Origin of the sequence: Pseudomonas sp. G2-4 (assembly GCF_030064125.1) — a bacterium.
Classification (GTDB): Bacteria; Pseudomonadota; Gammaproteobacteria; order Pseudomonadales; family Pseudomonadaceae; genus Aquipseudomonas.
In genome coordinates this window covers 1514743-1538497 of sequence record NZ_CP125957.1, presented here as the reverse complement: position 1 = coordinate 1538497, position 23755 = coordinate 1514743, and the positions used below count along the sequence as shown (strand labels likewise).

Sequence of the window (23755 nt, the reverse complement as noted above, 5' to 3'; positions counted from 1 at the left end):
AAATCAATGTGGGAGCGAGCCTGCTCGCGATGGGGCCCTCATTGCCGATCGCTTAAACCGGCGGCAACCGCCAATCGATCGGCGCTTCACCCTGTTGTTCAAGAAACTTGTTGGCCCGGCTGAAATGCCCGCACCCCAGGAAGCCACGATAAGCCGACAGTGGCGACGGGTGGACCGAGGTCAGCACCAAGTGCTTGGTGGCGTCGATCAGCTTCTGTTTGCTCTGCGCATGGGCGCCCCACAGCAGGAACACCAGGTGCGGTTGATGTTCGCTGACCACTTCGATGATTCGGTCAGTGAAATGCTGCCAGCCCTTGCCTGCATGGGCGTTGGCAGTGGCGCGCTCCACGGTCATGGTGGTATTGAGCAACAATACGCCCTGGTCGGCCCAGCTTTGCAAATAGCCGTGGTTGGGAATGTCGATGTTCAGGTCGCGCTTCAATTCCTTGTAGATATTGACCAACGACGGCGGCGCCGGCACACCCGGCTGCACCGAGAAACACAAGCCATGGGCCTGGCCCGGGCCGTGATACGGATCCTGGCCGAGGATCACCACCTTGACCTTGTCCAGCGGCGTGGAGTTGAGGGCATTGAAAATCAACGGTGCCGGTGGATAAATCTCCTTGCCGGCGGCGTACTCCCGACGCAGGAATTCGCGCAACTCTGCCATGTAGGGCTGGTCGAACTCGGCACGCAGTGCCTGCTTCCAGCTCGGTTCGAGTTTGATACGGTCGTCAGCAGTCATGGTTGCACCCGGTAAAAACAATGGGCGCACCCTAGGAAAGCCTACATGGCTTGTCAATTGATCTGACGCAGAACCGGCACTTTCCTACGCAGCGGTCATACTGAACATTCAATTTTCTGATCGAGGTCACGATGAATCTGCACTTCGAAGAACTCACCGGCATCGACGGTGCCCGCATCGGCATTGCCACGCTGGATGCTGAAAAATCCCTGAACGCCCTTTCCCTGCCGATGATCAACGCCCTGCGCGATCGTCTCGATGCTTGGGCCAGAGATCCGCAATTCGTTTGTGTGTTATTGCGCGGGAACGGTGCCAAAGCCTTCTGCGCCGGCGGTGAAGTCCGCAGCCTGGTGGAGGCCTGCCGCGCCACCCCCGGTGAAGTACCGCCCTTGGCTGCGCAGTTCTTCGCGGCGGAATACCGCTTGGACTTCAACCTGCACACCTATCCCAAGCCCTTGCTGTGCTGGGGCCACGGCTATGTCCTGGGCGGCGGCATGGGGCTGTTGCAAGGCGCCAGCACGCGGATCGTCACACCGAGCAGTCGCCTGGCAATGCCGGAGATCAGCATCGGCCTGTACCCGGATGTCGGCGCCAGTTGGTTTTTGTCGCGCCTGCCGGGCAAGCTCGGCCTGTTTCTCGGCCTGACCGGCGCCCACATGAATGCCCGCGATGCCATCGATCTGGGCCTGGCCGACCGCTTTTTGCTGGATGAACAACAGGACGACCTGATCGAAGGCCTGTTGCAACTCAACTGGCAGGAGCAGACCGACATGCAACTCAACAGCCTGCTCAAGGCCCTGCAGCAAGAAGCGGTCGGTCAAATGCCCGAAGCCCAATGGCTGCCACGTCGACAGAAAATCGATGAGTGGCTGGATGTCAGCGATGTGCGCTGCGCCTGGAAAGCCCTCAGCCTGCTGGTGGACTACCCGGACCCATTGATCGCCCGCGCGGCCAAGACCATGACCGAGGGCTCACCGCTGACCGCTCATCTGGTCTGGGAACAGATCGCCCGGGCCCGGCATTTGTCCTTGGCCGGCGTGTTCCGGATGGAATACACCCTGAGCCTCAATTGCTGCCGCCATCCGGAATTCAGCGAAGGCGTGCGGGCGCGGCTGATCGATAAGGACCATAAACCCCATTGGCATTGGCCGGACATCAATCATGTCCCCGATGCAGCGGTCGAGGCGCATTTTCACAAGGCGTGGGAAGGTCGGCATCCGTTGGCGGATTTGTCTAACGAGTAACGAGCCAGGAAGAGCTCGCTCCCACAAGAGTTATCCCATCAGGTTTATGGCAGGCACAAAAAAGCGGCGCTCAATGCGCCGCTTTTTTTTGCGATGGATCAGCGGTGGCCGCCCCGCCCGCGCCCGTCATGATCGCCGCGGCCCCGATGATCACGCCCGCCTCGACCCCGCCGGTCATCATTCCAACCACCCCGGTTATGGCCGTCCCAGCCGCCCCGATTTGGATGAGGCCGATACGCCGCTCGCGGTGGCGAGTAATAGCGAGGGCCTTGCTGGTAGTAGCGCGGCGGCGAGTAATGGCGTGGCGCCGGTTGGTAATACCGCGGTGCGTAGTAGCCACGCGGTGCCGAGTAGTAACTACCACTGCCGTAATAGACCGGCGTCGGTGAGGTGTAGACCTCGGAACGGTAATAGCTCGAGCCTCCATCGTAATAAGGCACGCATGCCGAAAGAGTCAAACCGATAAACGCAATGAGCAGCAGTCGTCGATACATGGCGGCCTCCTGGACCGCTAATGGGCCACATCAGCGACGCTGATGGGCGGCAGTCATCTATTGGGTGACTGACGATTAATCTGACAGCGAAATCGGAATCTGGTGCGACCTGGCAACAACCAGAAACATGTAGCTCTTTGCCCCCTTACAGTGCACCCAGGCACCACAACTACGCACAATTCCGTCCTCGCCCATGCCTTTCCACCACCCACCCCCTCTGGCCCGGGCCTTCGGTGGACTTGGCACGGCTCTCGCTTTAACAAACGTTGTGCAGGAGTCATCACAGGTTCGCGGCACCACAATTTGCAATGGCTGACTAGGGTTCCGGCTCGCTTCTGGCGAGTGGCTGGTCCGAGAGTTGGCGACCTCCAGTTGAGGTTACACGGCGGGACAAAAGCCCGGGAGACAAGCCACCGTTCGCGGTGCCGCGTTGCTCCTGTCCGCCCTTGATCAACTGGAGAACCACCATGTTCAAGCTTCGTCTGTCCGCCCTGCTCCTCGCCGTCCTCTCGGCCCTCATGAGCTTCTCATCCGCCGCCGCACAAAAAGACCACTTCAGCGTCTGCTGGACCATTTACGCCGGTTGGATGCCCTGGGAATACGCCGGCAGCCAAGGCATCGTCGACAAATGGGCAAAAAAATACGGCATCAAGATCGATGTCGTGCAGCTCAACGATTACGTCGAATCCATCAACCAGTACACCGCCGGTCAGTTCGATGGCTGCACCATGACCAACATGGACGCCCTGACCATTCCTGCAGCCGGTGGTGTAGACAGCACCGCGCTGATCATCAGCGATTTCTCCAACGGTAACGACGGCATCGTCCTCAAGGGCGAAGGCAAGAAAGTGACCGACCTCAAGGGCATGGACGTCAATCTGGTGGAGCTGTCGGTGTCCCATTACCTGCTGGCCCGCGCCCTGGATTCGGTTGGCCTCACCGAGAAAGACCTGAAAGTCGTCAACACCTCCGACGCCGACATCTCCGCCGCCTTCAACACCGATCAGGTCACGGCCGTCACCACCTGGAACCCGATGCTCTCGGACATCAAGGCCCAGCCAAAGGTGAGCGAAGTGTTCAATTCCAGCCAGGTCCCCGGCGAGATCATGGACATGATGGTGGTCAACACCCAAACCCTCCAGGACAACCCGGCCCTGGGCAAAGCGTTGACCGGCGCCTGGTTTGAAGTGGTGGCGCTGATGAACGCGAAAAACGCCGCGAGCAAATCGGCGCTGGAGCACATGGCCAAGGCCTCGGGCACCGACCTGGCCGGCTTCCAGTCGCAACTGGACACCACCAAGCTGTTCGCCACGCCCAAGGAAGCCCTGGGTTTCGCCACCAGCGAGCAACTGCCCGCCACCATGGGCAAGGTGGCCGAGTTCTCGTTCCAACACGGTTTGCTGGGCGAAGGCGCCAAGGACACCAACGCGGTTGGCATGGCGTTCGCCAATGGCGTGACCCGCGGCGACAAGGCCAACCTCAAACTGCGCTTTGACCCGACCTACGTACAGCTGGCCGCCGACGCCAAGCTGTAAACCGGAGGAGCTGGCATGCGCCTGATCAACCGCTATCCGGATCGTCCCAGCCGCTTGTTGCTGGTGATCCTGCCATTCGCGCTGGTGTTGTTTGCCTATTTCATGGGCTCGGCCGAACGGTTGACGGACAACCCCAACGACAAGCTGCTGCCCAGCGCGGTGCAAATGGCCGACGCGGTGAAACGCCTGGCCTTCACCGCCGACGCCCGCAGTGGCGATTACTTGCTCTGGCAGGACACCGCGTCGAGCCTGCAACGGTTGGCCATCGGCCTGGGCATCAGTGCCCTGGCCGGCCTGTGCCTGGGCATCGCCGCCGGTACGTTGCCACTGTTAGGCGCGCCGTTATCGCCGTTGCTCACCGTGGTGTCGATGGTGCCGCCGCTGGCCATCCTGCCAATCCTGTTCATCGTCTTCGGCCTGGGGGAATTGTCGAAAGTGATGCTGATCGTCATTGGCATCACACCGTGCCTGGCCCGTGACCTGGAACAGCGCGCCCGGGAAATTCCGCCCGAGCTGCTGATCAAGGCCCAGACCCTCGGTGCTTCGACCTGGACGCTGATGCTGCGGGTAGTACTGCCGCAATTGCTGCCGCGCCTGTTGATTTCCCTGCGGCTGATGCTCGGTTCAGCCTGGCTGTTTCTGATCGCCGCCGAAGCCATCGCCTCCACCGATGGGCTGGGCTATCGGATTTTCCTCGTGCGACGCTACCTGGCGATGGACGTGATCTTGCCGTACGTGGTGTGGATCACCCTGCTCGCCTGGCTGATGGACTGGGGGCTCAAACGCCTGACCCAGCATGCATTCCCTTGGTATGAAGGGGCGAAGGCATGAGTTTCATTACCGTGAACAACGTCTGGCAGGAGTACGCCGATCAGGTGGTGCTTGAGCGCTTGAACCTGAAGGTCGCCGAGGGTGAGTTCTGCACACTCGTGGGGGCGTCGGGTTGCGGCAAGTCGACCTTCCTGCGATTGCTGCTGGGCCAGGAGCGCGCCAGTCGCGGACAGATTCTCCTGGATGGCCAACCCTTGGCCGGCGAGCCGGATGCCAGCCGGGGCGTGGTGTTCCAGCGTTACTCGGTGTTCCCGCACCTGACCGTGCTGGACAACGTGGCCCTGGGCTTGGAGTTACCGCGCGCGCCGCTGCTGGGCCGCTTGTTCGGCAGCGCCAAGCGCCAGGCCCGCGAAGAAGCCGCCCACCTGCTGGACAAGGTCGGGCTCGGCCATGCCCTGGATAAATACCCGGCGCAACTGTCCGGGGGCATGCAACAGCGACTGGCTATTGCCCAGGCACTGATCATGAAGCCGCGGGTCCTGCTGCTGGACGAGCCCTTCGGCGCTCTCGACCCGGGCATTCGCAAAGACATGCATGCCCTGTTGCTGGAACTGTGGCGCGAAACCCGGCTGACCGTGTTCATGGTCACCCATGACCTGTCCGAAGGTTTCAGCCTCGGCACACGCCTGTTGGTGTTCGACAAGGTCCGCGTCGACCCCCACGCCCCCGGCGCCTATGGCGCACGCATTACCTACGACATTCCATTGAACAGCGATCGCCGCACCGCCCGTGCCGCCGTCGACGCCCTGCCCGCCGAACTGGCCGGCACGTTGCGTATTGCTTGAAAGGAGTTTTTCCATGACCGACTCGACCCACTTGTTTACGCCCTTCGCCGAAGAGCTGCTGCCCGGTGGCGGCCACCGTTCCTTCGTACTCAAGCGCGGCCAACTGCTGCGCCTGACCGATCTGCGCGGCGGGGCCAACGTGAGCCTGACACTGCTCAATGCCAACGAGAAAACCGAACGCCTGAACCTGCCCGACAGCCTCAAATGCCAGCACACCGCCAAACTCACCGCCGGCCATTGCCTCTACTCGGACATGGGGCGAGTGCTGGCGGCCATCACCGCCGACACCTGCGGCTGGAGCGATAGCCTGGGCGGCGTGCTCTGCGCCGAGGAAGTCGCGCAAAAATACGGTCAGGGCCGCTACCAGGAACTGCGCAACGGCTTCTTTCGCAACGGCACCGACAACCTGTTGGTGGAACTGGGCAAATGGGGACTGGGCCTGTCCGATCTGCTGATGACCCTCAACCTGTTCAGCCGGGTCGATGTCGATGAGGCGGGAAATTTTCACTTCGTCGAGGGCAATTCCCTGACCGGCGACTACATCGAGCTGTACGCGCCGATGGACACCCTGGTGGTGCTGACCGCGCTTCAGCATCCGATGGATCCGAACCCGCAATACGCCCCACAACCGCTCAAGCTCAGCTGGATGAATGCTGACCCCAGCGTCGCCGAGCACTGCCGCCTTTCGCGCCCGGAAAACCAGCGCGGCTTCATCAATACCGACCGCCTGTTCGCCTGAGGATCGCTGCCATGTCACTCGCCATCGCCACCGTACAAAAGCAGCCTGACACCGCCATCTACCGCGCCACCATTCCCGCCGGGGAGCCGTGGCTGGTGGAGGTCAAGGCCGGCCAGACCTTGCGCATTCTCGACCTGGAAGGCAACCAAGCCGTCGATACGCTGTTCTACAGCCTGGCCAACCCCAAGGAACGCTACGACGTGCAGCGCACGCTGCGCCGGCAGAACAGCGTTTACCTGAGCACCGGCAGCGTGCTGTATTCGAACCTCGGCCACCCGATGCTGACCATCGTCGAAGACACCTGTGGACGCCACGACACCCTCGGCGGCGCCTGCGCCCAGGAAAGCAACACCGTGCGCTACGCCCTGGAAAAACGCTACATGCACAGCTGCCGTGACAACTACCTGCGGGCCTGCGCCCACGACGGCCGACTGGGCAAGGGCGATATCGGGCCGAACATCAACTTCTTCATGAACGTGCCGGTCACCGCCGACGGTGGCCTGACCTTCGAAGACGGGATCTCAGCGCCGGGCAAATACGTCGATCTGCGGGCCGAGATGGACGTGATCGTGCTGATCTCCAACTGCCCGCAACTGAACAACCCATGCAACGCCTACAACCCCACACCTGCGGAGCTGCTGATATGGAACTGAAACTCATCCGCCTGCGGCGCTGGTTGTTTGTGTTGTGCCAGAGCCGGTCGGGACAGTGCATCAAATAAACAAAGGTTCATGAACACCACCCATCCCCTTGTGGGAGCGAGCTTGCTCGCGATAGCGGTCTTTCAGCCACCTTGATGTTGGATGTGCCGTCGCTATCGCGAGCAAGCTCGCTCCCACAGGGGCGCAGTGATGTTTGGAGGTTTGCCGCCAGGGACGACCCCGGCGGCCATCGAAAACTGCGGGACGGCCCGCATCCCAGTTCAGGCAGACATGCGTGCCTGAGGGGTAATGCCATGTTCGAAAAAATCCTCATCGCCAACCGTGGCGCCATCGCCTGCCGCATCCTGCGGACCCTGCGCGAACTGAAAGTCCAAGGCGTCGCGGTGTATTCCCAGGCCGACGCCGCCAGCCTGCATATCTTGCAGGCCGACGAAGCCCACAGCCTGGGCGAAGGCGCGGCGGCCAATACATATCTGGCGGTGGACAAGCTTCTGGCGATCGCCAAGAGCAGCGGCGCGACGGCGATTCATCCCGGCTATGGCTTTCTCTCCGAAAACGCGGCTTTCGCCGAAGCCTGCGAAGCGGTCGGTATCGCCTTCATTGGTCCGACGCCACAGCAACTGCGCGTGTTCGGCCTCAAGCACACCGCCCGCGACCTGGCTCGGCAACACGGTGTGCCACTGCTCGAAGGCACCGAACTGCTCGACAGCCTCGACGCCGCGCTGTTGGCCGGCACCCAGATCGGCTATCCGGTGATGCTCAAAAGTACCGCTGGCGGCGGCGGAATCGGCATGCGCGTTTGCCGCAGTGCCGCCGAGCTGAGCGAATCCTTTGAAGCCGTCAAGCGCCTGGGCCAGAACAACTTCAGCGATGCCGGCGTGTTCATCGAGAAGTACATCGAACGTGCGCGACATCTAGAAGTACAGGTATTCGGCGATGGCGCGGGCGAGGTCATCGCCTTGGGCGTGCGCGACTGCTCAGTGCAGCGGCGCAACCAGAAAGTCCTCGAAGAAACGCCAGCGCCGAACCTGCCCGAGGGCATGGCCGACGCGCTCTGCGCAGCGGCGATCCAACTGGCCAAGGCCGTGAACTACCGCAGCGCCGGCACCGTGGAGTTCGTGTTCGACAGCGACGCGGGGCGCTTTTACTTCCTGGAAGTGAACACCCGCCTGCAAGTGGAGCACGGCGTCACCGAGCAAGTATGGGACGTGGACCTGGTGCGTTGGATGGTGCAACTGGCTGCCGGTGATCTGCCGCCACTGAGGGAGTTGAGCCAGGGTTTGAAAGCCGAGGGCCACGCGATTCAGGCACGCCTGTACGCCGAAGATCCGGGCCGGGATTTCCAGCCCAGCCCCGGCTTGCTGACCGCTGTGCAATTCCCGCAATGCGACGGCAAACAGTTGCGCATCGACACCTGGGTCGAGGCCGGTTGCCAGATCCCGCCCTACTTCGACCCGATGATCGCCAAAGTCATTCGCTGGGCGCCAACCCGCGAGCAGGCGCGCCTGGGCTTGTATCAAGCGCTGGACGAAAGCCTGCTGTACGGCGTCGAAACCAATCGCGACTACCTGCAACAGATTCTGCTCGATGCACCGTTTGCCAACGGCCAGCCCTGGACCCGCTGCCTGGAGGCGCTGGTCTATCGCGCCAACACCGTTGAAGTGCTCAGCCCCGGCACCCAGACCAGCATCCAGGACTATCCCGGTCGCCTCGGTTACTGGGCGGTGGGTGTTCCGCCATCGGGGCCAATGGACAGCCGTTCGCTGCGCCTGGGCAATCGCCTGCTGGGTAATGAAGAAGGGGCCGCGGCGTTGGAAATCACCATGAACGGGCCTCTGCTGCGCTTCAACTGCAATGCCCGGGTCGCCGTGACCGGCGCGGTGATTGCCCTCGCCCTGGACGGTGAAGCCGTGCCGATGAATACGCCGTTGTCGATTTGTGCCGGCGCCACCCTGGCAATCGGCAACATCTCTGGGGCCGGCGCGCGCAGCTACTTGTGCCTGCAAGGTGGCGTGCAAGTGCCGGATTACCTGGGCAGTAAAAGCACGTTTACCCTCGGCCAGTTTGGCGGCCATGGCGGACGAGCGTTGTGTACCGGCGACGTGTTGCACCTGGCGCCGCTGGATGAGCACTCGACGCTGGCACCCACGAGCGCGCCGATCCTGGAGCTGCCAACCGTGCGCCAGATCCGCGTGATCTACGGCCCCCACGGCGCGCCCGAATACTTCACCGAGCGCTACATCCAGACGTTCTTCGACACCGCCTGGGAAGTACACTTCAACTCCAGCCGCACCGGCGTACGACTGATCGGGCCGAAACCTGAATGGGTACGCGCCGACGGTGGCGAGGCAGGGCTGCATCCGTCCAACATCCATGACAACCCCTACGCCATCGGCGCCGTGGACTTCACCGGCGACATGCCGGTCATCCTCGGCCCCGACGGCCCAAGCCTGGGCGGCTTCGTCTGCCCGGTGACGGTGATCGAGGCGGACCTTTGGCAATTGGGGCAACTCAAGGCTGGGGACAAGGTGCGGTTTGTGCCGGTGGATATATCAACCGCCCGATCACTCGCCTTGAAATGGGATCAGTGTGGGAGCGAGTTTGCTCGCGATGGCGGTCAGTCAGTGACCTCGATGTTGGATGTCCCTCCGCTATCGCGAGCAAGCTCGCTCCCACGGGGGGTCGTGTCGCCTGTGGTGCTGGATATTGGCCAGGATGATACCCGCCTGGTGGCAAGACTATCCGGCGACACCCATCTACTGCTGGAAATCGGCGCCCCCGAACTGGACCTGGTGCTGCGCTTTCGCGCCCACGCCTTGATGCAAGCTTTGGAACACAAACACCTGCACGGCGTGATCGACCTGACGCCGGGCATTCGCTCGCTGCAAGTGCATTACCAACCCGAGCAATTGCCCCTGGTCGATCTACTGAGCATCGTCGCCGGTCAGTGGGACGCCGTGTGCGCCGCGCAGGATCTGCAAGTGCCGTCGCGCATCGTCCACCTGCCATTGTCCTGGGACGATCCGGCCTGCCAGCTCGCCATCGAAAAATACATGACCACCGTGCGCAAGGACGCGCCCTGGTGCCCGAGCAACCTGGAGTTCATCCGACGCATCAACGACCTGCCCAACCTCGATGAAGTGCAGCGCACGGTGTTCGACGCCAGCTACCTGGTGATGGGCCTGGGGGACGTCTACCTCGGTGCGCCGGTCGCCACGCCACTGGACCCACGGCATCGGCTGGTGACCACCAAATACAACCCGGCCCGGACCTGGACCGCGGAAAACTCGGTGGGCATCGGTGGCGCCTATATGTGCGTGTACGGCATGGAAGGTCCGGGCGGCTATCAGTTCGTCGGGCGCACGTTGCAGATGTGGAATCGTTATCGGGACGTCGCCGCATTCGACGGCAAGCCCTGGCTGCTGCGGTTTTTCGACCAGATCCGCTTCTACCCGGTCAGCGCCGAGGAGCTGTTGCGAATCCGCCGGGATTTCCCGCTGGGCCGCTTCGACCTGGAGATCGAGCATAGCCAACTCAACCTCGCTGATTACCAGCGTTTCCTGGCACAGGAGGCCGACAGCATCGCCGCGTTCCGGCAACGGCAACAAGGCGCCTTCGACGCCGAGCGCGAGCGTTGGATCGCCAGTGGCCAGGCACATTTCGACAGCGAAGAACCGGCCAGCGCGCCGAGCGAAGACTCGCTGCTGACCGAGGGTCAACTGAGCGTCGACAGCCACATCGCCGGTAACCTCTGGCAGGTTCAGGTGGAGGTTGGTGCTCGGGTCGAGGCCGGCGATGTGCTGGTCATCCTGGAATCGATGAAGATGGAAATCCCGGTGCTTGCGCCCTCGGCCGGCGTGGTACGCGAGGTGCGCGTCCAGCCCGGTTCGGCGGTGCGCGCCGGACAGCGCGTCGTGGTGCTGGAACGTGACTGAACTCAATCAAAGGATTAACCCCATGAACTTCTCCCTTCGCTTGGACGACCTGCGCAATGCCTACCGCAGCGGCGAACTGACGCCGCGTAAATTGCTGTTGGATCTGCGGGAAAAAGCCGCGGCGCTGAACCCGGACTATCACCTGTTCATTCACCTGCTGACGGCCGAGGAACTGGAACCCTACCTGGCCGCGTTGGAAGGCCGCGACCTGGAGAGCCTGCCGCTGTACGGCGTACCTTTTGCCATCAAGGACAACATCGACCTGGCCGGCATTCCCACCACTGCCGCCTGCCCTTCGTTTGCCTACGTACCGCCACGTTCGGCCACCATCGTCGAGCAGTTGCTGGCACTCGGCGCGATCCCCTTGGGCAAGACCAACCTCGACCAATTCGCCACCGGGCTCAATGGCACCCGCTCACCTTACGGCGCCTGTCGCAACAGCGTGCTGCCCGACTATCCGGCAGGCGGTTCGAGCGCCGGTTCGTCCCTGGCGGTGGCCTTGGGCGTGGCCAGTTTTGCCTTGGGCACCGATACCGCCGGCTCCGGTCGGGTGCCAGCCGCACTGAACAACCTGGTGGGATTGAAAGCCACCCTGGGATTGATCTCCACGGCGGGCGTGGTCCCGGCCTGTCGCACGCTGGACTGCGTCACGACCTTCACGGCGACGGCGAGGGAAGCCAGCCAGCTGTTGGCGCTGACGGCCCGCCCAGATCCTTGTGACGACTACAGCCGCAACAACCCGCAGTGGAACGATGGCTTTGCGTTCGGTGTGCCCCGACGCTTTCGCTTCGGTGTGCCGCGCCAGCAAGACCTGGAGTTTTTCGGCTGCCCTGAAAGTCCGTCTCTATTCCTCGAGGCCGTCGAGCGACTCGAACGCCTGGGTGGCGAAGCGGTGGAACTGGACCTGTCGCCATTCCTGGAAGCCGCACGACTGCTTTATGAAGGACCGTGGGTGGCCGAGCGCTACAGTGTTGCCGGCCCCTTGATGGAACGCGAGCCCGAGGCCGTACTGCCCGTCATCCGCGCCGTATTGGCCAAAGCGCCTACGGTAGATGGCGTACAAACCTTCCGCGCCCGCTACCGTCTGCAAGCGCTCAAAGCCCAATGCGACCGCGCCATCGACGCGCTTGATTGCGTCCTCACACCAACCATCGGACGCCCGGTGACCCTCGCCGAACTCAGCGCCGAACCGGTGCTGCGCAACTCAGAACTGGGTTACTACACCAATTTCATGAACCTGCTGGACTACGCCGCCGTCGCCGTTCCCTGCGCGTTCATGGCCAACGGCTTGCCGTGGGGCGTGACACTGTTCGGCCAAGCGTTCACCGATCAATACCTCTTGAGCGTTGCCGATGCCTTGCAGCGTCAACAGGACAAGGCCCTGCCCGTTCCCGCCAACCCTGCGCGCCACGACCGGGCGCGGCTGGTGGTGTGCGGCGCGCACCTGGACGGGTTGGCGCTGAATTGGCAGCTCAAGCAACGCGGTGCCCGTCTGATCGAGGCCACCCAGAGCTCAGCGGATTACCGCCTCTATGCCTTGGCCGGCGGCCCGCCCCTGCGACCCGGGATGCTTCGTGTCAGCGAGGGCGGCGTGGCGATCGAGGTGGAGGTCTGGGAACTGCCGAGCAGCGAACTAGGCTCGTTCCTGACCGGCATCCCCGCGCCACTGGGGCTGGGCAAGGTGCAATTGGCCGATGGCCGCTGGGAAAGCGGATTCATTTGCGAGGCGTATGGTTTGGAGGGAGCCCGAGACATCAGCCATCTGGGGGGATGGCGGACCTATCTGCGTAGCCTGGAATAAAGCGGAACCTGTGGCGAGGGAGCTTGCTCCCGCTCGGCTGCGAAGCAGACGCTTTTTGGGACCGCTTCTCAGCCCAGCGGGAGCAAGCTCCCTCGCCACAATCCGACAAACCCTACAAATCCGAGCACCTTTTCCCACAAGGCCACTAAACTGACTCCATTGGGTCCTAGCCAAGGGAATCGCCATGTCGCTTCGTTTGCCGTTGTATTCCCAGCGCAAGCCGCTGCTGGCCGTGGTGGCGCTGCTTGGTGCAGGTTTCCTGATCATTTCATTGCTGGGCTATTACGCAGCCCATACTTCGGTACGGGACAACATCCTCAAGGCGTTGTACCTGAATCTTTTGCTGGGTCTGCTGGTGACGTTGGCGGTTTTGGCCCTGTTGTATCGAATGATCAATGACTACCAACACCGCATCGACGCCCAAACCATTCTCGACAGCCTGACCGAACTGCCGAACCGCCGCGGTTTCGACCTGCTGGCGGTGCAAGCCCTGCACGAAGCCCAGCGCGAACCCAAACCTATGACCGCGCTGTTGCTGGAGCTGGATGATTTCAAGCGGCTGGACGCCAGTCACGGTCACATCGCCACCGATCAACTGCTGGCCGGGCTCGCTCGCGACCTGACTGAAAGCCTGCGGCAATCGGACATTGTGTGTCGCTGGAGTGCCGAGGCCTTTGTCGTACTGCTCAAGGACACCGATGGAAAGACCGGCCTGAACATCGCCGAGAAAATTCGTCAACGCATCGAAACACAGCGCTACTTCTGCAGTGGCAAACAACTGTTGGTGACTGTCAGCATTGGGCTCACCACCTTGCAGGATAAAGACGTCTTGCACAGTCTGCTGTTGCGGACCGATCATGCGCTGCAACGCGCCCGGCAGACCGGACGCAACCGAACCTGCGTGGAATCGCCTCACTCCAGCTATGAATAATCCTGAGCTTTGCCCAGCCTGCGGCGCCACCAACGACTGCACCCTGGCCAATCCGAAAACCGTCGACCGAGCCTGCTGGTGTTACGGCGTGAGTATCGACCCGGCCGTGCTGGAGGCCTTGCCAGCCGAACTGCGCGATCAATCCTGCCTGTGCCCGCGCTGCGCCCAGGTCCAAGACCAACTGCAAGCCAAGCCCCGGCCGATCGCGTAAGATGCGCGCCCTCCGTTCTCTTGCCTGAACTGCCCATGCGTGTTGACCGCTTCCTCAGCAATTTGCCGCGTTTCAATCGCCAACAGGTCCGACTGATGCTGGTGGAACGTCGGGTGCGAATCGACGGTCAGGCCGTCAGCGATTCCCATGCACAAGTGCGTGAGTTCAGCCGCGTCGAAGTAGACAGCGAAGTGCTGCAAGCGGGCCGACCAGCGCGCTATTTCATGCTGCACAAGCCACCCGGCTGCGTGAGCGCGACCCGCGACCCGCAGCACCGCACCGTGCTGGACCTGCTGAATGAACCGGACAAGGACGACCTGCACATCGCCGGACGCCTGGACTTCAACACCACCGGACTGATGCTGATCACCAACGATGGCAACTGGTCGCGGCGCCTGACTCAACCGCAGACCAAATTGCCCAAGGTCTATTACGTCGAAACCGAGCAAGCCATCACCGCTGAATACGCCGTCACCTTCGCCCGCGGTTTGTACTTTGCCTTCGAAGACCTCACCACCCAGCCGGCGGAGCTGGCGCTATTGGGGCCAAAATCAGCGCGACTGAGCATCGTTGAAGGACGCTATCACCAGGTCAAGCGCATGTTCGGCCACTTCGATAACAAGGTGCTGCGCCTGCACCGTGAACGCATGGGGCCACTGCTGCTGGATGCCGACCTCGAGCCCGGTCAGTACCGCGCCTTGACGCCTGAAGAGATCAGCCTGATCTGAGTCGATGACCGTCGGGCAGAAGTGTCGAACAATTTTCAAATAGGCACTTGCACAACCCTCGCCCCCCTGCTTGAATCAAACCGTCGGCCGAAATGTGACCGATGAGTCACAACATACTTCCAAGAAACTTTTTGCCGGCTCGAACCCTCAGGTTCCGCCTTATCCCTCCGGCAGACTGCCCGCCTATAACAACACCCGTCGACCGTCTTCTTTGGATCGACATGGGCCTTATCTTCCAGGCGTATGCCTACCTGTCACATTGCTCGTGCAATCTCATTGCGCGCATACCCGCTTGCCAGGAGTCTTATGACATGAGGCCAGAAATCGCTGTGTTGGATATACAGGGTCAGTATCGGGTTTACACGGAGTTCTATCGCGCAGACGCCGCACAAAAGACCATCATTCTGGTCAACGGCTCGATGGCCACCACTGCGTCGTTTGCACAGACCGCCAAAAACCTCTACCCACAATTCAACGTCGTGCTCTACGACCAGCCCTACGCGGGCAAGTCCAAAGCCCACAACCGGCATGAGAAAATGCTGACGAAAGAGGTCGAAGGCCAGATCCTCCTGGAACTGATCGATCACTTTGCCGCCGAGCATGTGCTGTCGTTTTCCTGGGGCGGCGCCGCCACGCTGACCGCCTTGGCGCAACGCCCACGGCGCATCGAAAAAGCGGTGATCAGCTCGTTCTCACCGGTACTCAATGCGCCAATGCGCGACTACCTGGAGCGCGGCGTGGATTACTTGGGTAGCCTGGACGGCGACCGTGTCGGGCACTTGGTCAACAGCACCATTGGCAAACACCTGCCGCCGCTGTTCAAGCGCTTCAACTATCGCCACGTCAGCAGCCTGGCCGAGCATGAGTACGGGCAGATGCATTTTCATATCAGCGATGTGCTCCACAGCGACCGGCTGTGCTATGTGAACGCTGCGAAAAAAATCAACGTGCCAGTGCTGTTCCTGAACGGCGAATGGGACGAATACACCGCGGCCGATGACGCCAAGCTCTTTGCCGAGCACGTGCAGCACAGCAGCTTCAACACACTGCAAGCCACCGGGCACTTCCTGGACATGGAACACAAAGCCGCCTGCCGGGACAGCCGCAACGCCCTGATGGACTTCCTGCAACCGACCCACCACGAAAGTCGACCGCGCTACAGCTACGTACAGGGCTCCCATGCACTGGCTATCTGAAACCGAGTCTTCGCGAGCAAGCCCCCACCCTGCGCTTTCAGCGACGGGGTTTGCCCGCGAACGACCGCTCTGGTTTGAGACTTGCGTAGACGAGTGACCTCGCCGTACGTAAAGAAAAACTTCAAATCCGTGGCCACATCTGGTACAAAGTCAGCCGCTCTGAGCGGGTGTCGTATAATGGCATTACTCCAGCTTCCCAAGCTGATAACGAGGGTTCGATTCCCTTCACCCGCTCCAATCGAATTCTGGTACCGCGTCGTATGTTTTTTGACGGGGGATTAAAAAACCGGCCCATGGTGGCCGGTTTTTTTATGGCTGATATTTGGGGAAGTGTGAGGGGATCTCCGAGCGCAGATAGATGGCTCCCCCGTCTCCGTCCAAAATAAATACGTCCCCATTTCCACTCCACTGGGTAGTTAAGAACAAAATAAAAAGACTGGACCATCAACCACCGTTACGATAACGACCAAAGCCGATTTGCTCCGAAGGTCTAGGAATTGTTCATGGCATTCATTGCTACCTGCGTTGTGTCCCTATTTTTCTGGACTGTTGTTTCAGCAATAACAGGGGCTGAGGAGCCTTGGGACCTGGCTAGTTACTGGACCATCATCTATCCCGCCGCACTAGCTTTGTCAGTGATCCTTGGAGCAGTGCTAAGAAGCTCCCAGTGGTCCGCAGGCGGAATCGTCATGCTCTCTCAGATCCCAGTGGTTTTGGCGATTTCTGGTACATCCCCGTTGCTAGGTGTCGGTATCATCTACGCGGCCGTTCTCTCAATTCCGGCGATAACGCTGTCATGGCTCGCCGGAAAATTGCGCTCAGGTAAGCAAGGACGATGGACATCTGCGAAGAAATGAAGGCACAGTTCCGGGAATAACCGCGATGAGTACTGATTACAAAATAAAGATTGAGCCAGGCAAAAATACAGCGGCAAGCTGGACAGTACGACGTAACCACCAACTCGCCCAAATAGGATTTTGAGGTCATAACGGCCGATGAGGTCGCACAGGGCCGAGTGATCGATAACTCACAAATCATGGGTGTGCCGGGTCGGCATTTTTGGGTGTGGGACATCACTAACGATTCCCTGACGCCGGAGTTTGCTTTTTGTAGCTTGGCCGCCTATTTGTGTCGTGCGTTGCTCAGGTCCCGGGCAAATGCCCCAACGGCAACGCCCCCGGCGTCTTCACCGTATTAATCGCAAAGTTGCTGCGGATGTCACTTATGCCCGGCAGCTTCAACAAATGCCCGGTGACGAAGCGGTCATAGGCGCGCAAATCCGGCACCACGACTTGCAACAGAAAATCCGACTCGCCTGATACCAGGAACGCCGAAATCACTTCCGGCAACGCCGTGACCGCCTGGCGAAATGCTTCGGCTCGTTCGTCGTTGTGCCGCTCAACCTTCACGCCGACAAAAATCGTCAGCCCGAGGCCCACTTCGTCGCGGTCGAGGACGGCTTGATATCCGCGAATCACTCCGGCTTCTTCGAGCATCCGCACGCGGCGCAGGCACGGGGAAGCGGACAGGCCGATTTCTTCGGCCAGTTGCACGTTGCTCAGGCGACCGTCCCTTTGCAGCGCGGCGAGGATTTTGCGATCGAAGGCATCCAGTTTCATGAATTGGCATTTTCCGATGGAATGACATGAGTGTATGGCAGGTTATGCCAATTTCCTGAGCTTTAGAAGCTAACTTCGCAACCACCTGCCCTGCCCCTCAGCCCTAGACTGACACGACTGAATCGTCGATGAAGGGAGGTGTGGCATGGCAGAGCTCTGGTTGTTCCTGATGGCGTTGACGGTGGCGTACTTGCTGCCCGGGCCGGACATGATTCTGCTGCTGCAAACCGGTGCCCGCCAGGGCAAGAGCGCGGCGCTGGCGACGGCAGTGGGCCTCGGCGTTGCCCGGGGATGTCATGTCGCGCTGGCCGCATTGGGGCTTTCGGCATTGTTCAAGACCGCGCCCTGGACCTTTGACGCGATACGCCTGGCCGGGGCTGCCTACCTGTTATGGATCGGTTTTCAATGCTTAAGGACCACGTTGTTGCCGAGTTTTGAAGGTGCCGGTGTCGAGGCCGGAAAGCGGCGTTGGTACCAGGCGATTCGGCGCGGTCTGCTAACCAATTTGCTCAATCCCAAGGCACTGTTGTTTTGCTCGGTGCTGTTGCCGCAGTTCATCGATCCACAGGGGGGACCGGTGCTGGGGCAGTTTGCGACCCTGGGCGTGGTGCTGGTCAGTGTGGGTTTATTATTTGATAGCGCCTATGCGCTGGTAGGTGTCGCGCTTGGGCGCTGGCTTCAGCGTTCGCCTTCGGCCCAGCGCGTGCAACAGTGGTTGTTTGGGAGTCTTTTGATTGGGTTTGCTGTGCGGCTGACGTTTGTGCAGCAGGCCTAGTGCCTGGATAAGCTGGTCGGACGGACACCTGGAGCGAGGCGAACGGGGCTGAAACCAGGGGCTGCTACGCAGCCCAGCGGGAGCAAGCTCCCTCGCCACGTGGCATTATTCGGCGGTAACAAATACCGAATCATTCTGGCGATCGACTATCAGCGTCAGCTCGGTTTTGTCCGGTTCGTCGGAACCCATGCCCAGTACGACCAAATCAATGCGGAGACCGTATGAACATCAAGCCCATTCGCAGCCAAGACGACCTGAATGCAGCCTTTGCGCGCATCGAGCAACTCTGGGGTGCTGACGTCGGTTCGGCTGAAGGCGATGAGCTGGAAATCCTTGCCTTGCTAATCGAAAAATATGAGGACGAGCACTACCCAATGCCGCCTTCCGATCCAATTGAGGCCATCAAATTCCGGATGGATCAGCAAGGCTTGACCGCGCGCGACTTGGAACCGTTCCTCGGTTCGAGCGGGCGTGTATCTGAAGTGCTGAACCGCAAACGCAAACTGAGTCTGGCGATGATTAAACGCCTTCACGATGGATTGCGAATCCCTTACGAGAGCCTTTTGGCGGACGTTGCCTAATACGTGACGACATCGACCAATCCCATGAACATCTCAAATAGAGCCGGTCCATCGTGACCGGTTTTTCATGTCCTCGTTTTAGTCACCACCACCCTCATCACATCCCGAAATAACTCACTCTCTCTCCCCCGCAATCCTTACCGGGTGCGGCTTCTACACCTCGTTGAAATCAGCTCACCCACCCGCAAGCACCACTCTTGGTGGTTATAGTGTTGATCATTAAATTTCAGTAGGTATAGTACCCACCAAGCACACCACACGGAGGTGTTGTGAATAGCCGATTTTTGATAAGCCAGATCATTGCGGACGGTTGGTATCTGGTGCGGGTTCGGGGCAGTCACCATCACTTCAAGCACCCCACCAAACCGGGATTGGTCACGGTTCCTCATCCGAAGAAGGACCTGCTCAAAAAAACGGCCATCAGTATCTTGCAACAGGCGCTGCTTCAGCCGGCCCGTTGCCCTGCGTTCCCGGAGGACGATGAATATGCTTTACCCGATTGCGATTTCCATGGGCAATGACAAGCACGCCTGGGGTGTTGAAGTGCCGGATATTCCCGGTTGCTTCTCCGCAGGCGACGATCTGGACGACGCCATGGCGATGGCCCGTGAGGCCATTGAGGGGCACTTCGAAATTCTGGCTGAGGACGGCTCGGCGATTCCGCCGGCCAACACCGTCACCCTGCATGCGGCCAATCCAAAATATGCCGGCTGCACTTGGGCGCTGGTGGACATTGATGTGACCAAGTACCTGGGCAAGGCGCAGAAGCTCAACATCACTTTGCCGGGCTATCTGCTGAACCGTATTGATGAATATGTGTTGCACCACCCTGAAGAGAAAAGCCGGTCAGGGTTCCTCGCCTCTGCTGCTCTCAAGGTATTGCAGCAAGGGCGCTGACCCCTCCGATGCCTGCGGGTCGTCTATTTTTTCTCCGTCCCGGACTCCTGCATCTGCACCGAAGACTTGGTGCCATCGGTATTGTCTTTAGTCTCGTTACCCGAGTTGTCGAAGCAGCCTTGCAAGGCAAACAGGCAACAGGCGAGGCAGAAGGTGCGAGTGAGGTTCATGGCGTACTCCAGCTGAGGGCTTTAACGAGTGACCCACGAACACAGCAAATGTTGCGGCAGTCTTCGGCCGGGGCGATAAACGTTCGCATGACCATGGCACCTCAAATGTAAGCAGAATTTTCACCACCTCATTGCTGTCTCACCAGACAGGTGTATCCCACAAGGAAAACAGCAATGACCTTCGCAAAAGTCGCACAAAAACTGGCCCTCTGGGCGGGGAGCCCCAAGACCTTTTTGGGGGCCATCGGGTTGTTGGTGCTCTGGGCCATCAGCGGGCCTTTCTTTCAGTTCAACGACACGTGGCAGCTGATCATCAACACCTCGACGACGATTATTACCTTCCTGATGGTGTTTCTGATTCAGAACACGCAGAACCGCGATACCGACATCTTGCACCTGAAGATCGACGAGTTATTGCGAGCAACTAAAGATGCACAAAACGCGATGCTCGGACTCGAATCCCTGGACCTCAAGCAACTGGAGGCGCTAAGGAAGCACTACCAAGCCATGGGCCAGAATGAAGTCAAAAGTCTTGAAGGTCTGGAAGAAAAAACCAAGATCGATCTGAACCAATGCTGAGAGACGCGCGCGAGTGGCGGCGTGCCACTCGCGCGGTCCGGTCATGCATCAGGGCAGCGGATTGCCGCCCGTCACGCCGAACACTTCTCCAGTGATGTAGCTCGATTCCTGGGATGCCAGCAATACATAGAGCGGCGCACATTCGGCCGGTTGGCCTGGACGTTTCATCGGCACCTGGGCGCCAAAGGTAGGAATTTTCTCCTGCGGTTGTCCGCCGCTGGGTTGCAGCACGGTCCAGATCGGCCCCGGTGCCACGGCATTGACCCGGATGCCCTTGCTGATGACCTGCCCGGCCAGCGCCTTGGTGAACGCCACGATGGCCGCTTTGGTGGTGGCGTAATCCAACAGCGTCGCGGACGGATCGTAGGATTGGATCGACGCCGTGTTGATGACCGTCGCTCCCGCCGGCATCAGCGGCACTGCTGCCTTGCAGATCCAGAACATCGCATAGATGTTGGTTTTCATGGTGTCGTCGAATTGCGCGGTGGAGATGTCGGCGATGTCTTTTTGCGCTTCCTGCTTACCGGCGACGTTCACCAAAATATCCAGGCCACCCAATTGCTCGTGGGCACTCCTCACCAATTGAACACAGAAGGCTTCATCCTTGAGGTCGCCGGGGATTGCGATCGCCTTGCGGCCTTCGGCTTCGATCAGTTCGATGACCTGCCGCGCATCTCGCTCTTCACTGGGCAAATAGTTGATCGCTACATCTGCGCCCTCGCGGGCATAGGCGATGGCGGCGGCACGGCCGATGCCGGAGTCACCGCCAGTGATCAGCGCCTTGCGTCCCTGCAGGCGGCCGAAGCCCTGGTAACTTTTTTCGCCATGATCGGGCTTGGGCACCATGTCCTGATCGATACCCGGCGGCGACTGCGGCTGGTCGGGGAAAGGTGGACGCGGATACTGGGTCAGCGGGTTCTGCATCGCGTATTGGTTGGGTTCTCGGTGTGTGGACATCGAACTTCTCCTTTTCGGCGGGCAAAGATAAGCCGGGGCGTGTACGCCCCGGACCGGAATGTAAGGGGGGTTGCGAATCAGCGACTGGCCTGAAGCGCCCTGGCCATCTCAAGATGGGTCTGCAATTTAGGCAGGGTTTCATCGGCAAACGCCTTGATCTCCGGCACTTCGGTGGTTTGGGCTTGCTGCTCGATCTGCGCAATGGCCTCCTCGGTAGCCTTGACCTGGCTGGCGGCATAAGCAGCTTCGAACGACTCGCCTTCCTGGACCTGCGGCATCAGAGTCTTGGCCTTGTCATCCACTTCTTCCCGAGGCGCGACGGGCAAGTCGAGTTTTTTCGCAATCTTGGCCAGATGTTGATTGGCCGTGGTGCGATCATTGATCACCATGATGGTGTAATCCTTGACCTCCCTGGATTCGGCTTTCCCGTGGGCCATGCGACTGGCCTCGATGTCGGCCATGCCTTTGGCCGATGCATCGTTGATGAATTCGGCAGGTGATTGGGCCCAGGCACTGTTGGCACCCAGGCCCATCAACACGACGAGACTGCTGGTGCGTAAAAAGATGGCCATCCGGCTCATGATCACGCCCTCCTCTGAAAAAAGTTGCAGCAGGTTTCCCCGCCTATGAATCAGAACCACCTGAGACGATCCTGTGAAAAATCCGACCCAGTTTGATAACCAATTTCGGCTTTCGACGGGCATCTTGTCGGTCGTGGTGGTGGTTCTCCCTCTGTTGCGACCCGTTTCAGGCACCTTCGTTCGATTGTGGACGACGTTTCCTGGGTCACCGCTTCATGAACCAGACGCGGTTTGGCCGTCCTGTTTCACGGATCGGGTCAAGCAGGGCTCGCCTATTATTTGAAAGGATCAGAGGTTGAAAGGTTTGATCAAACATCCGGCGCCACGACGAACGGTGATGCGCAGTCAGATGCCGAACGCTTTGTGATTATGCCGTTTGGCCGCGTACATCGCCGCGTCAGCGTGGCGGAACAGCGCCACATCTTCGGTGCCATGATCGGGGAAACAGGCCACACCGATGCTCGGCTCGATGCGCAGGCAATGCCCGTCCAGTCGTAGCGGCTGGGCCAGCGCATGACGGATTTTTTCCTGAACGCGCTGGGCATCTTCCAGACTCTGGATGCTATGGAGCAAGACCACGAATTCATCGCCACCAATACGCGCTACGGTGTCGGTGTCCCGTATACAACCCTTGAGCCGACTGGCCACCGCTTGCAAGAGCATATCGCCCACCCCGTGGCCGTAGGTGTCATTGATCTGCTTGAAGCGATCGAGATCGATATACAACAAGGCCATGCGCCCTGATGCAGCGCGGGCGCTGATCAGTGCGTCCTTGAACCGGTCTCGCAACAATGTGCGGTTGGGCACCTGGGTCAGTTGATCGTACTGCGCCATGTGTTGCAGCCGGGCGTGCAATTGCTGGCGCTCGACGGCGATGGTGATCTGTGCGCAGACATATTGGAGCAGTTCCTTGTCTTGCTCGGTATAGCGTTCGTGGTGTGGGGCGCTCTTTACAATCAGCGCGCCGATCGTGCCATTCTGGGAGTTCAACGGCACACCCAGCCAACAAGGCGCGTCCGGCTGCTCCACGAGGTCGCCAAACCCTGGCGGCAACTGGCTGGAACCGGGGGTCAGCAGGATCGGCTGGCCGCTGCGAATCACCTCGGCGCACAAACGCCCGGTCACCGTGCCCGGCAGTTCGGACTGCCCCTCCAGGTCGTCGACGTGGTAAGGAAAGTTGAGTTGCGCACACTGCTCGTCATACAACGCCACCGAAAAATTCAGCGCCGGCAGCCACTCGCCAATGATCAGGTGGATGCGTTTGAACAACGCCAGCAGATCTGCCGCCGCATGGGCCGCCTCGGAAATCGCGTAGAGCGCCGCTTGTCGGGACTCGGCCTGCTTGCGCTCGGTAATGTCCCGCGCCACGGCGATGCGCAATTGATCCACGGGGGACCAGCGCGCCGACCACAGAATGTGCACCACCCCACCGTCCTTGCGCAGGTAGCGATTCTCGAAATTGAGCTTGGGCTCGCCGTCCATGACCTCCCGCGCCGCTTCGAGAGTCCGTTGGCGGTCGGCAGGGTGCACCAGATCGATCATTGGCCGGCCGATCAATTCCTGCGGGGTGTAGCCGAAAATGCGTTCGCAAGCGGCACTGACAAACACGAAACGCCCTTGACCCTCGACGGCACACACAGCGTCCAGCAGAAGGTCGAGGTAACTGGCCAACGGCGCGGAACTTCGAGTGTCCATGGGGCTGGAGGTCATCCAAATAGTGCAGCGGTGAGCAAACTTGCGTACAGGCCGGCACGCGATG

At 60.3% G+C, this 23755-nt stretch carries 23 protein-coding genes, 1 tRNA gene, 3 pseudogenes and 1 riboswitch; of the genes and pseudogenes, 20 read left to right on the top strand and 7 right to left on the bottom strand.

Annotated elements, in window-relative coordinates; all coding sequences use genetic code 11:
• Nucleotides 1-52 precede the first annotated feature (52 nt).
• On the bottom strand, nucleotides 53-745 hold the full coding sequence (gene ung / locus QNH97_RS06895; protein WP_283556174.1) for a uracil-DNA glycosylase: 693 nt from the start codon (nucleotides 743-745) through the stop codon (nucleotides 53-55).
• Nucleotides 746-876: 131 nt separating this feature from the next.
• Here ung and dspII point away from each other — a divergent pair, with 131 nt between their 5' ends.
• Entirely contained in the window at nucleotides 877-1989 is a 1113-nt protein-coding gene (dspII, locus tag QNH97_RS06890; RefSeq protein WP_283556173.1) for an enoyl-CoA hydratase/isomerase DspII, read from the top strand.
• 98 nt (nucleotides 1990-2087) lie between these two features.
• Here the strand turns inward: dspII and QNH97_RS06885 are convergent, their stop codons facing one another.
• Complete coding sequence (locus QNH97_RS06885; RefSeq protein ID WP_283556172.1) at nucleotides 2088-2483, bottom strand: hypothetical protein; 396 nt, start codon at nucleotides 2481-2483, stop codon at nucleotides 2088-2090.
• A gap of 305 nt (nucleotides 2484-2788) precedes the next feature.
• Nucleotides 2789-2890, top strand: a riboswitch (guanidine-I (ykkC/yxkD leader).
• A gap of 60 nt (nucleotides 2891-2950) precedes the next feature.
• Here QNH97_RS06885 and QNH97_RS06880 point away from each other — a divergent pair.
• The 13 genes and pseudogenes from QNH97_RS06880 (at nucleotide 2951) to QNH97_RS06820 (ending at nucleotide 16694) form a co-directional block, all read left to right on the top strand.
• A complete protein-coding gene (locus QNH97_RS06880; RefSeq protein ID WP_283556171.1) occupies nucleotides 2951-4018 on the top strand; it encodes a putative urea ABC transporter substrate-binding protein in 1068 nt (355 codons plus the stop codon).
• Between the two features lie 15 nt (nucleotides 4019-4033).
• Nucleotides 4034-4849, top strand: coding sequence for an ABC transporter permease (locus QNH97_RS06875; protein ID WP_283556170.1), 816 nt, complete (start codon nucleotides 4034-4036; stop codon nucleotides 4847-4849).
• The gene (locus tag QNH97_RS06870; RefSeq protein WP_283556169.1) at nucleotides 4846-5634 is read left to right on the top strand and encodes an ABC transporter ATP-binding protein; all 789 of its coding nucleotides are present in this window, start codon (nucleotides 4846-4848) and stop codon (nucleotides 5632-5634) included. Before QNH97_RS06875 ends, QNH97_RS06870 begins: the two co-directional genes overlap by 4 nt.
• Before the next feature lie 13 nt (nucleotides 5635-5647).
• Complete coding sequence (locus QNH97_RS06865) at nucleotides 5648-6373, top strand: urea amidolyase associated protein UAAP1 (RefSeq protein WP_283556168.1); 726 nt, start codon at nucleotides 5648-5650, stop codon at nucleotides 6371-6373.
• Nucleotides 6374-6384: 11 nt separating this feature from the next.
• Nucleotides 6385-7026 carry an urea amidolyase associated protein UAAP2 gene (locus QNH97_RS06860; protein ID WP_283556167.1) on the top strand — a complete coding sequence of 214 codons (642 nt, stop codon included), beginning with the start codon at nucleotides 6385-6387 and terminating at the stop codon, nucleotides 7024-7026.
• 302 nt (nucleotides 7027-7328) lie between these two features.
• Nucleotides 7329-10970 (top strand): urea carboxylase, encoded by a 3642-nt coding sequence (gene uca / locus QNH97_RS06855; RefSeq protein ID WP_283556166.1) that lies wholly within the window; start codon nucleotides 7329-7331, stop codon nucleotides 10968-10970.
• A gap of 22 nt (nucleotides 10971-10992) precedes the next feature.
• Nucleotides 10993-12771: an allophanate hydrolase gene (gene atzF / locus QNH97_RS06850; RefSeq protein ID WP_283556165.1), complete on the top strand. Its 1779-nt coding sequence runs from the start codon at nucleotides 10993-10995 to the stop codon at nucleotides 12769-12771.
• A gap of 313 nt (nucleotides 12772-13084) precedes the next feature.
• Nucleotides 13085-13702 (top strand): annotated as a pseudogene (locus QNH97_RS06845) (GGDEF domain-containing protein); the annotation flags it as partial.
• Nucleotides 13695-13913 carry a cysteine-rich CWC family protein gene (locus QNH97_RS06840; protein ID WP_283556164.1) on the top strand — a complete coding sequence of 73 codons (219 nt, stop codon included), beginning with the start codon at nucleotides 13695-13697 and terminating at the stop codon, nucleotides 13911-13913. The pseudogene QNH97_RS06845 and the gene QNH97_RS06840, both read left to right, overlap by 8 nt.
• Nucleotides 13914-13948: 35 nt before the next feature.
• Nucleotides 13949-14641, top strand: a complete 693-nt coding sequence (locus tag QNH97_RS06835) for a 16S rRNA pseudouridine(516) synthase (RefSeq protein WP_283556163.1) — start codon at nucleotides 13949-13951, stop codon at nucleotides 14639-14641.
• Between the two features lie 311 nt (nucleotides 14642-14952).
• A complete protein-coding gene (locus tag QNH97_RS06830; protein ID WP_283556162.1) occupies nucleotides 14953-15837 on the top strand; it encodes an alpha/beta fold hydrolase in 885 nt (294 codons plus the stop codon).
• 163 nt (nucleotides 15838-16000) lie between these two features.
• Nucleotides 16001-16074 (top strand) — tRNA-Gly (locus tag QNH97_RS06825).
• Between the two features lie 266 nt (nucleotides 16075-16340).
• Nucleotides 16341-16694 carry a hypothetical protein gene (locus tag QNH97_RS06820; protein ID WP_283556161.1) on the top strand — a complete coding sequence of 118 codons (354 nt, stop codon included), beginning with the start codon at nucleotides 16341-16343 and terminating at the stop codon, nucleotides 16692-16694.
• Between the two features lie 285 nt (nucleotides 16695-16979).
• Here the strand turns inward: QNH97_RS06820 and QNH97_RS06815 are convergent, their stop codons facing one another.
• On the bottom strand, nucleotides 16980-17456 hold the full coding sequence (locus QNH97_RS06815; protein ID WP_283556160.1) for an Lrp/AsnC family transcriptional regulator: 477 nt from the start codon (nucleotides 17454-17456) through the stop codon (nucleotides 16980-16982).
• Nucleotides 17457-17601: 145 nt separating this feature from the next.
• Here QNH97_RS06815 and QNH97_RS06810 point away from each other — a divergent pair, with 145 nt between their 5' ends.
• From QNH97_RS06810 to QNH97_RS06790, 5 genes and pseudogenes are all read left to right on the top strand, one after another.
• The gene (locus tag QNH97_RS06810; RefSeq protein ID WP_283556159.1) at nucleotides 17602-18231 is read left to right on the top strand and encodes a LysE family translocator; all 630 of its coding nucleotides are present in this window, start codon (nucleotides 17602-17604) and stop codon (nucleotides 18229-18231) included.
• A gap of 99 nt (nucleotides 18232-18330) precedes the next feature.
• Nucleotides 18331-18456 (top strand): annotated as a pseudogene (locus tag QNH97_RS06805) (type II toxin-antitoxin system HigB family toxin); the annotation flags it as partial.
• Entirely contained in the window at nucleotides 18453-18812 is a 360-nt protein-coding gene (locus tag QNH97_RS06800) for a helix-turn-helix domain-containing protein (RefSeq protein ID WP_092204408.1), read from the top strand. The pseudogene QNH97_RS06805 and the gene QNH97_RS06800, both read left to right, overlap by 4 nt.
• 269 nt (nucleotides 18813-19081) lie before the next feature.
• Nucleotides 19082-19258 (top strand): annotated as a pseudogene (locus QNH97_RS06795) (type II toxin-antitoxin system HicA family toxin); the annotation flags it as partial.
• Nucleotides 19259-19298: 40 nt separating this feature from the next.
• Nucleotides 19299-19709 carry a type II toxin-antitoxin system HicB family antitoxin gene (locus QNH97_RS06790; protein WP_283556158.1) on the top strand — a complete coding sequence of 137 codons (411 nt, stop codon included), beginning with the start codon at nucleotides 19299-19301 and terminating at the stop codon, nucleotides 19707-19709.
• A gap of 23 nt (nucleotides 19710-19732) precedes the next feature.
• Here QNH97_RS06790 and QNH97_RS06785 read toward each other — a convergent pair whose 3' ends face one another.
• Nucleotides 19733-19879, bottom strand: a complete 147-nt coding sequence (locus QNH97_RS06785; protein ID WP_283556157.1) for a hypothetical protein — start codon at nucleotides 19877-19879, stop codon at nucleotides 19733-19735.
• Nucleotides 19880-20053: 174 nt separating this feature from the next.
• Here QNH97_RS06785 and QNH97_RS06780 point away from each other — a divergent pair, with 174 nt between their 5' ends.
• Nucleotides 20054-20458: a low affinity iron permease family protein gene (locus QNH97_RS06780; RefSeq protein ID WP_283556156.1), complete on the top strand. Its 405-nt coding sequence runs from the start codon at nucleotides 20054-20056 to the stop codon at nucleotides 20456-20458.
• Between the two features lie 48 nt (nucleotides 20459-20506).
• On the opposite strand, the gene QNH97_RS06775 is transcribed toward QNH97_RS06780, so the two are convergent.
• From QNH97_RS06775 to QNH97_RS06765, 3 genes are all read right to left on the bottom strand, one after another.
• The gene (locus QNH97_RS06775) at nucleotides 20507-21415 is read right to left on the bottom strand and encodes an SDR family oxidoreductase (RefSeq protein WP_283556155.1); all 909 of its coding nucleotides are present in this window, start codon (nucleotides 21413-21415) and stop codon (nucleotides 20507-20509) included.
• A 77-nt stretch (nucleotides 21416-21492) separates the two neighbouring features.
• Nucleotides 21493-21996 carry a DUF4142 domain-containing protein gene (locus QNH97_RS06770; protein WP_283556154.1) on the bottom strand — a complete coding sequence of 168 codons (504 nt, stop codon included), beginning with the start codon at nucleotides 21994-21996 and terminating at the stop codon, nucleotides 21493-21495.
• Nucleotides 21997-22341: 345 nt separating this feature from the next.
• Complete coding sequence (locus QNH97_RS06765) at nucleotides 22342-23691, bottom strand: sensor domain-containing protein (protein ID WP_283556153.1); 1350 nt, start codon at nucleotides 23689-23691, stop codon at nucleotides 22342-22344.
• Between the last annotated feature and the right edge of the window lie 64 nt (nucleotides 23692-23755).

Coding starts and splice junctions, on each gene's coding strand:
- QNH97_RS06870 (WP_283556169.1), top strand. CDS start 4,846: ATGAGTTTCATTACCGTGAACAACGTCTGGCAGGAGTACGCCGATCAG.
- ung (WP_283556174.1), bottom strand. CDS start 745: ATGACTGCTGACGACCGTATCAAACTCGAACCGAGCTGGAAGCAGGCA.
- QNH97_RS06835 (WP_283556163.1), top strand. CDS start 13,949: ATGCGTGTTGACCGCTTCCTCAGCAATTTGCCGCGTTTCAATCGCCAA.
- QNH97_RS06780 (WP_283556156.1), top strand. CDS start 20,054: ATGACCTTCGCAAAAGTCGCACAAAAACTGGCCCTCTGGGCGGGGAGC.
- QNH97_RS06785 (WP_283556157.1), bottom strand. CDS start 19,879: ATGAACCTCACTCGCACCTTCTGCCTCGCCTGTTGCCTGTTTGCCTTG.
- QNH97_RS06790 (WP_283556158.1), top strand. CDS start 19,299: ATGCTTTACCCGATTGCGATTTCCATGGGCAATGACAAGCACGCCTGG.
- atzF (WP_283556165.1), top strand. CDS start 10,993: ATGAACTTCTCCCTTCGCTTGGACGACCTGCGCAATGCCTACCGCAGC.
- QNH97_RS06840 (WP_283556164.1), top strand. CDS start 13,695: ATGAATAATCCTGAGCTTTGCCCAGCCTGCGGCGCCACCAACGACTGC.
- QNH97_RS06865 (WP_283556168.1), top strand. CDS start 5,648: ATGACCGACTCGACCCACTTGTTTACGCCCTTCGCCGAAGAGCTGCTG.
- uca (WP_283556166.1), top strand. CDS start 7,329: ATGTTCGAAAAAATCCTCATCGCCAACCGTGGCGCCATCGCCTGCCGC.
- QNH97_RS06875 (WP_283556170.1), top strand. CDS start 4,034: ATGCGCCTGATCAACCGCTATCCGGATCGTCCCAGCCGCTTGTTGCTG.
- QNH97_RS06885 (WP_283556172.1), bottom strand. CDS start 2,483: ATGTATCGACGACTGCTGCTCATTGCGTTTATCGGTTTGACTCTTTCG.
- QNH97_RS06830 (WP_283556162.1), top strand. CDS start 14,953: ATGAGGCCAGAAATCGCTGTGTTGGATATACAGGGTCAGTATCGGGTT.
- QNH97_RS06860 (WP_283556167.1), top strand. CDS start 6,385: ATGTCACTCGCCATCGCCACCGTACAAAAGCAGCCTGACACCGCCATC.
- QNH97_RS06770 (WP_283556154.1), bottom strand. CDS start 21,996: ATGAGCCGGATGGCCATCTTTTTACGCACCAGCAGTCTCGTCGTGTTG.
- QNH97_RS06800 (WP_092204408.1), top strand. CDS start 18,453: ATGAACATCAAGCCCATTCGCAGCCAAGACGACCTGAATGCAGCCTTT.
- dspII (WP_283556173.1), top strand. CDS start 877: ATGAATCTGCACTTCGAAGAACTCACCGGCATCGACGGTGCCCGCATC.
- QNH97_RS06820 (WP_283556161.1), top strand. CDS start 16,341: ATGGCATTCATTGCTACCTGCGTTGTGTCCCTATTTTTCTGGACTGTT.
- QNH97_RS06775 (WP_283556155.1), bottom strand. CDS start 21,415: ATGTCCACACACCGAGAACCCAACCAATACGCGATGCAGAACCCGCTG.
- QNH97_RS06765 (WP_283556153.1), bottom strand. CDS start 23,691: ATGGACACTCGAAGTTCCGCGCCGTTGGCCAGTTACCTCGACCTTCTG.
- QNH97_RS06815 (WP_283556160.1), bottom strand. CDS start 17,456: ATGAAACTGGATGCCTTCGATCGCAAAATCCTCGCCGCGCTGCAAAGG.
- QNH97_RS06880 (WP_283556171.1), top strand. CDS start 2,951: ATGTTCAAGCTTCGTCTGTCCGCCCTGCTCCTCGCCGTCCTCTCGGCC.
- QNH97_RS06810 (WP_283556159.1), top strand. CDS start 17,602: ATGGCAGAGCTCTGGTTGTTCCTGATGGCGTTGACGGTGGCGTACTTG.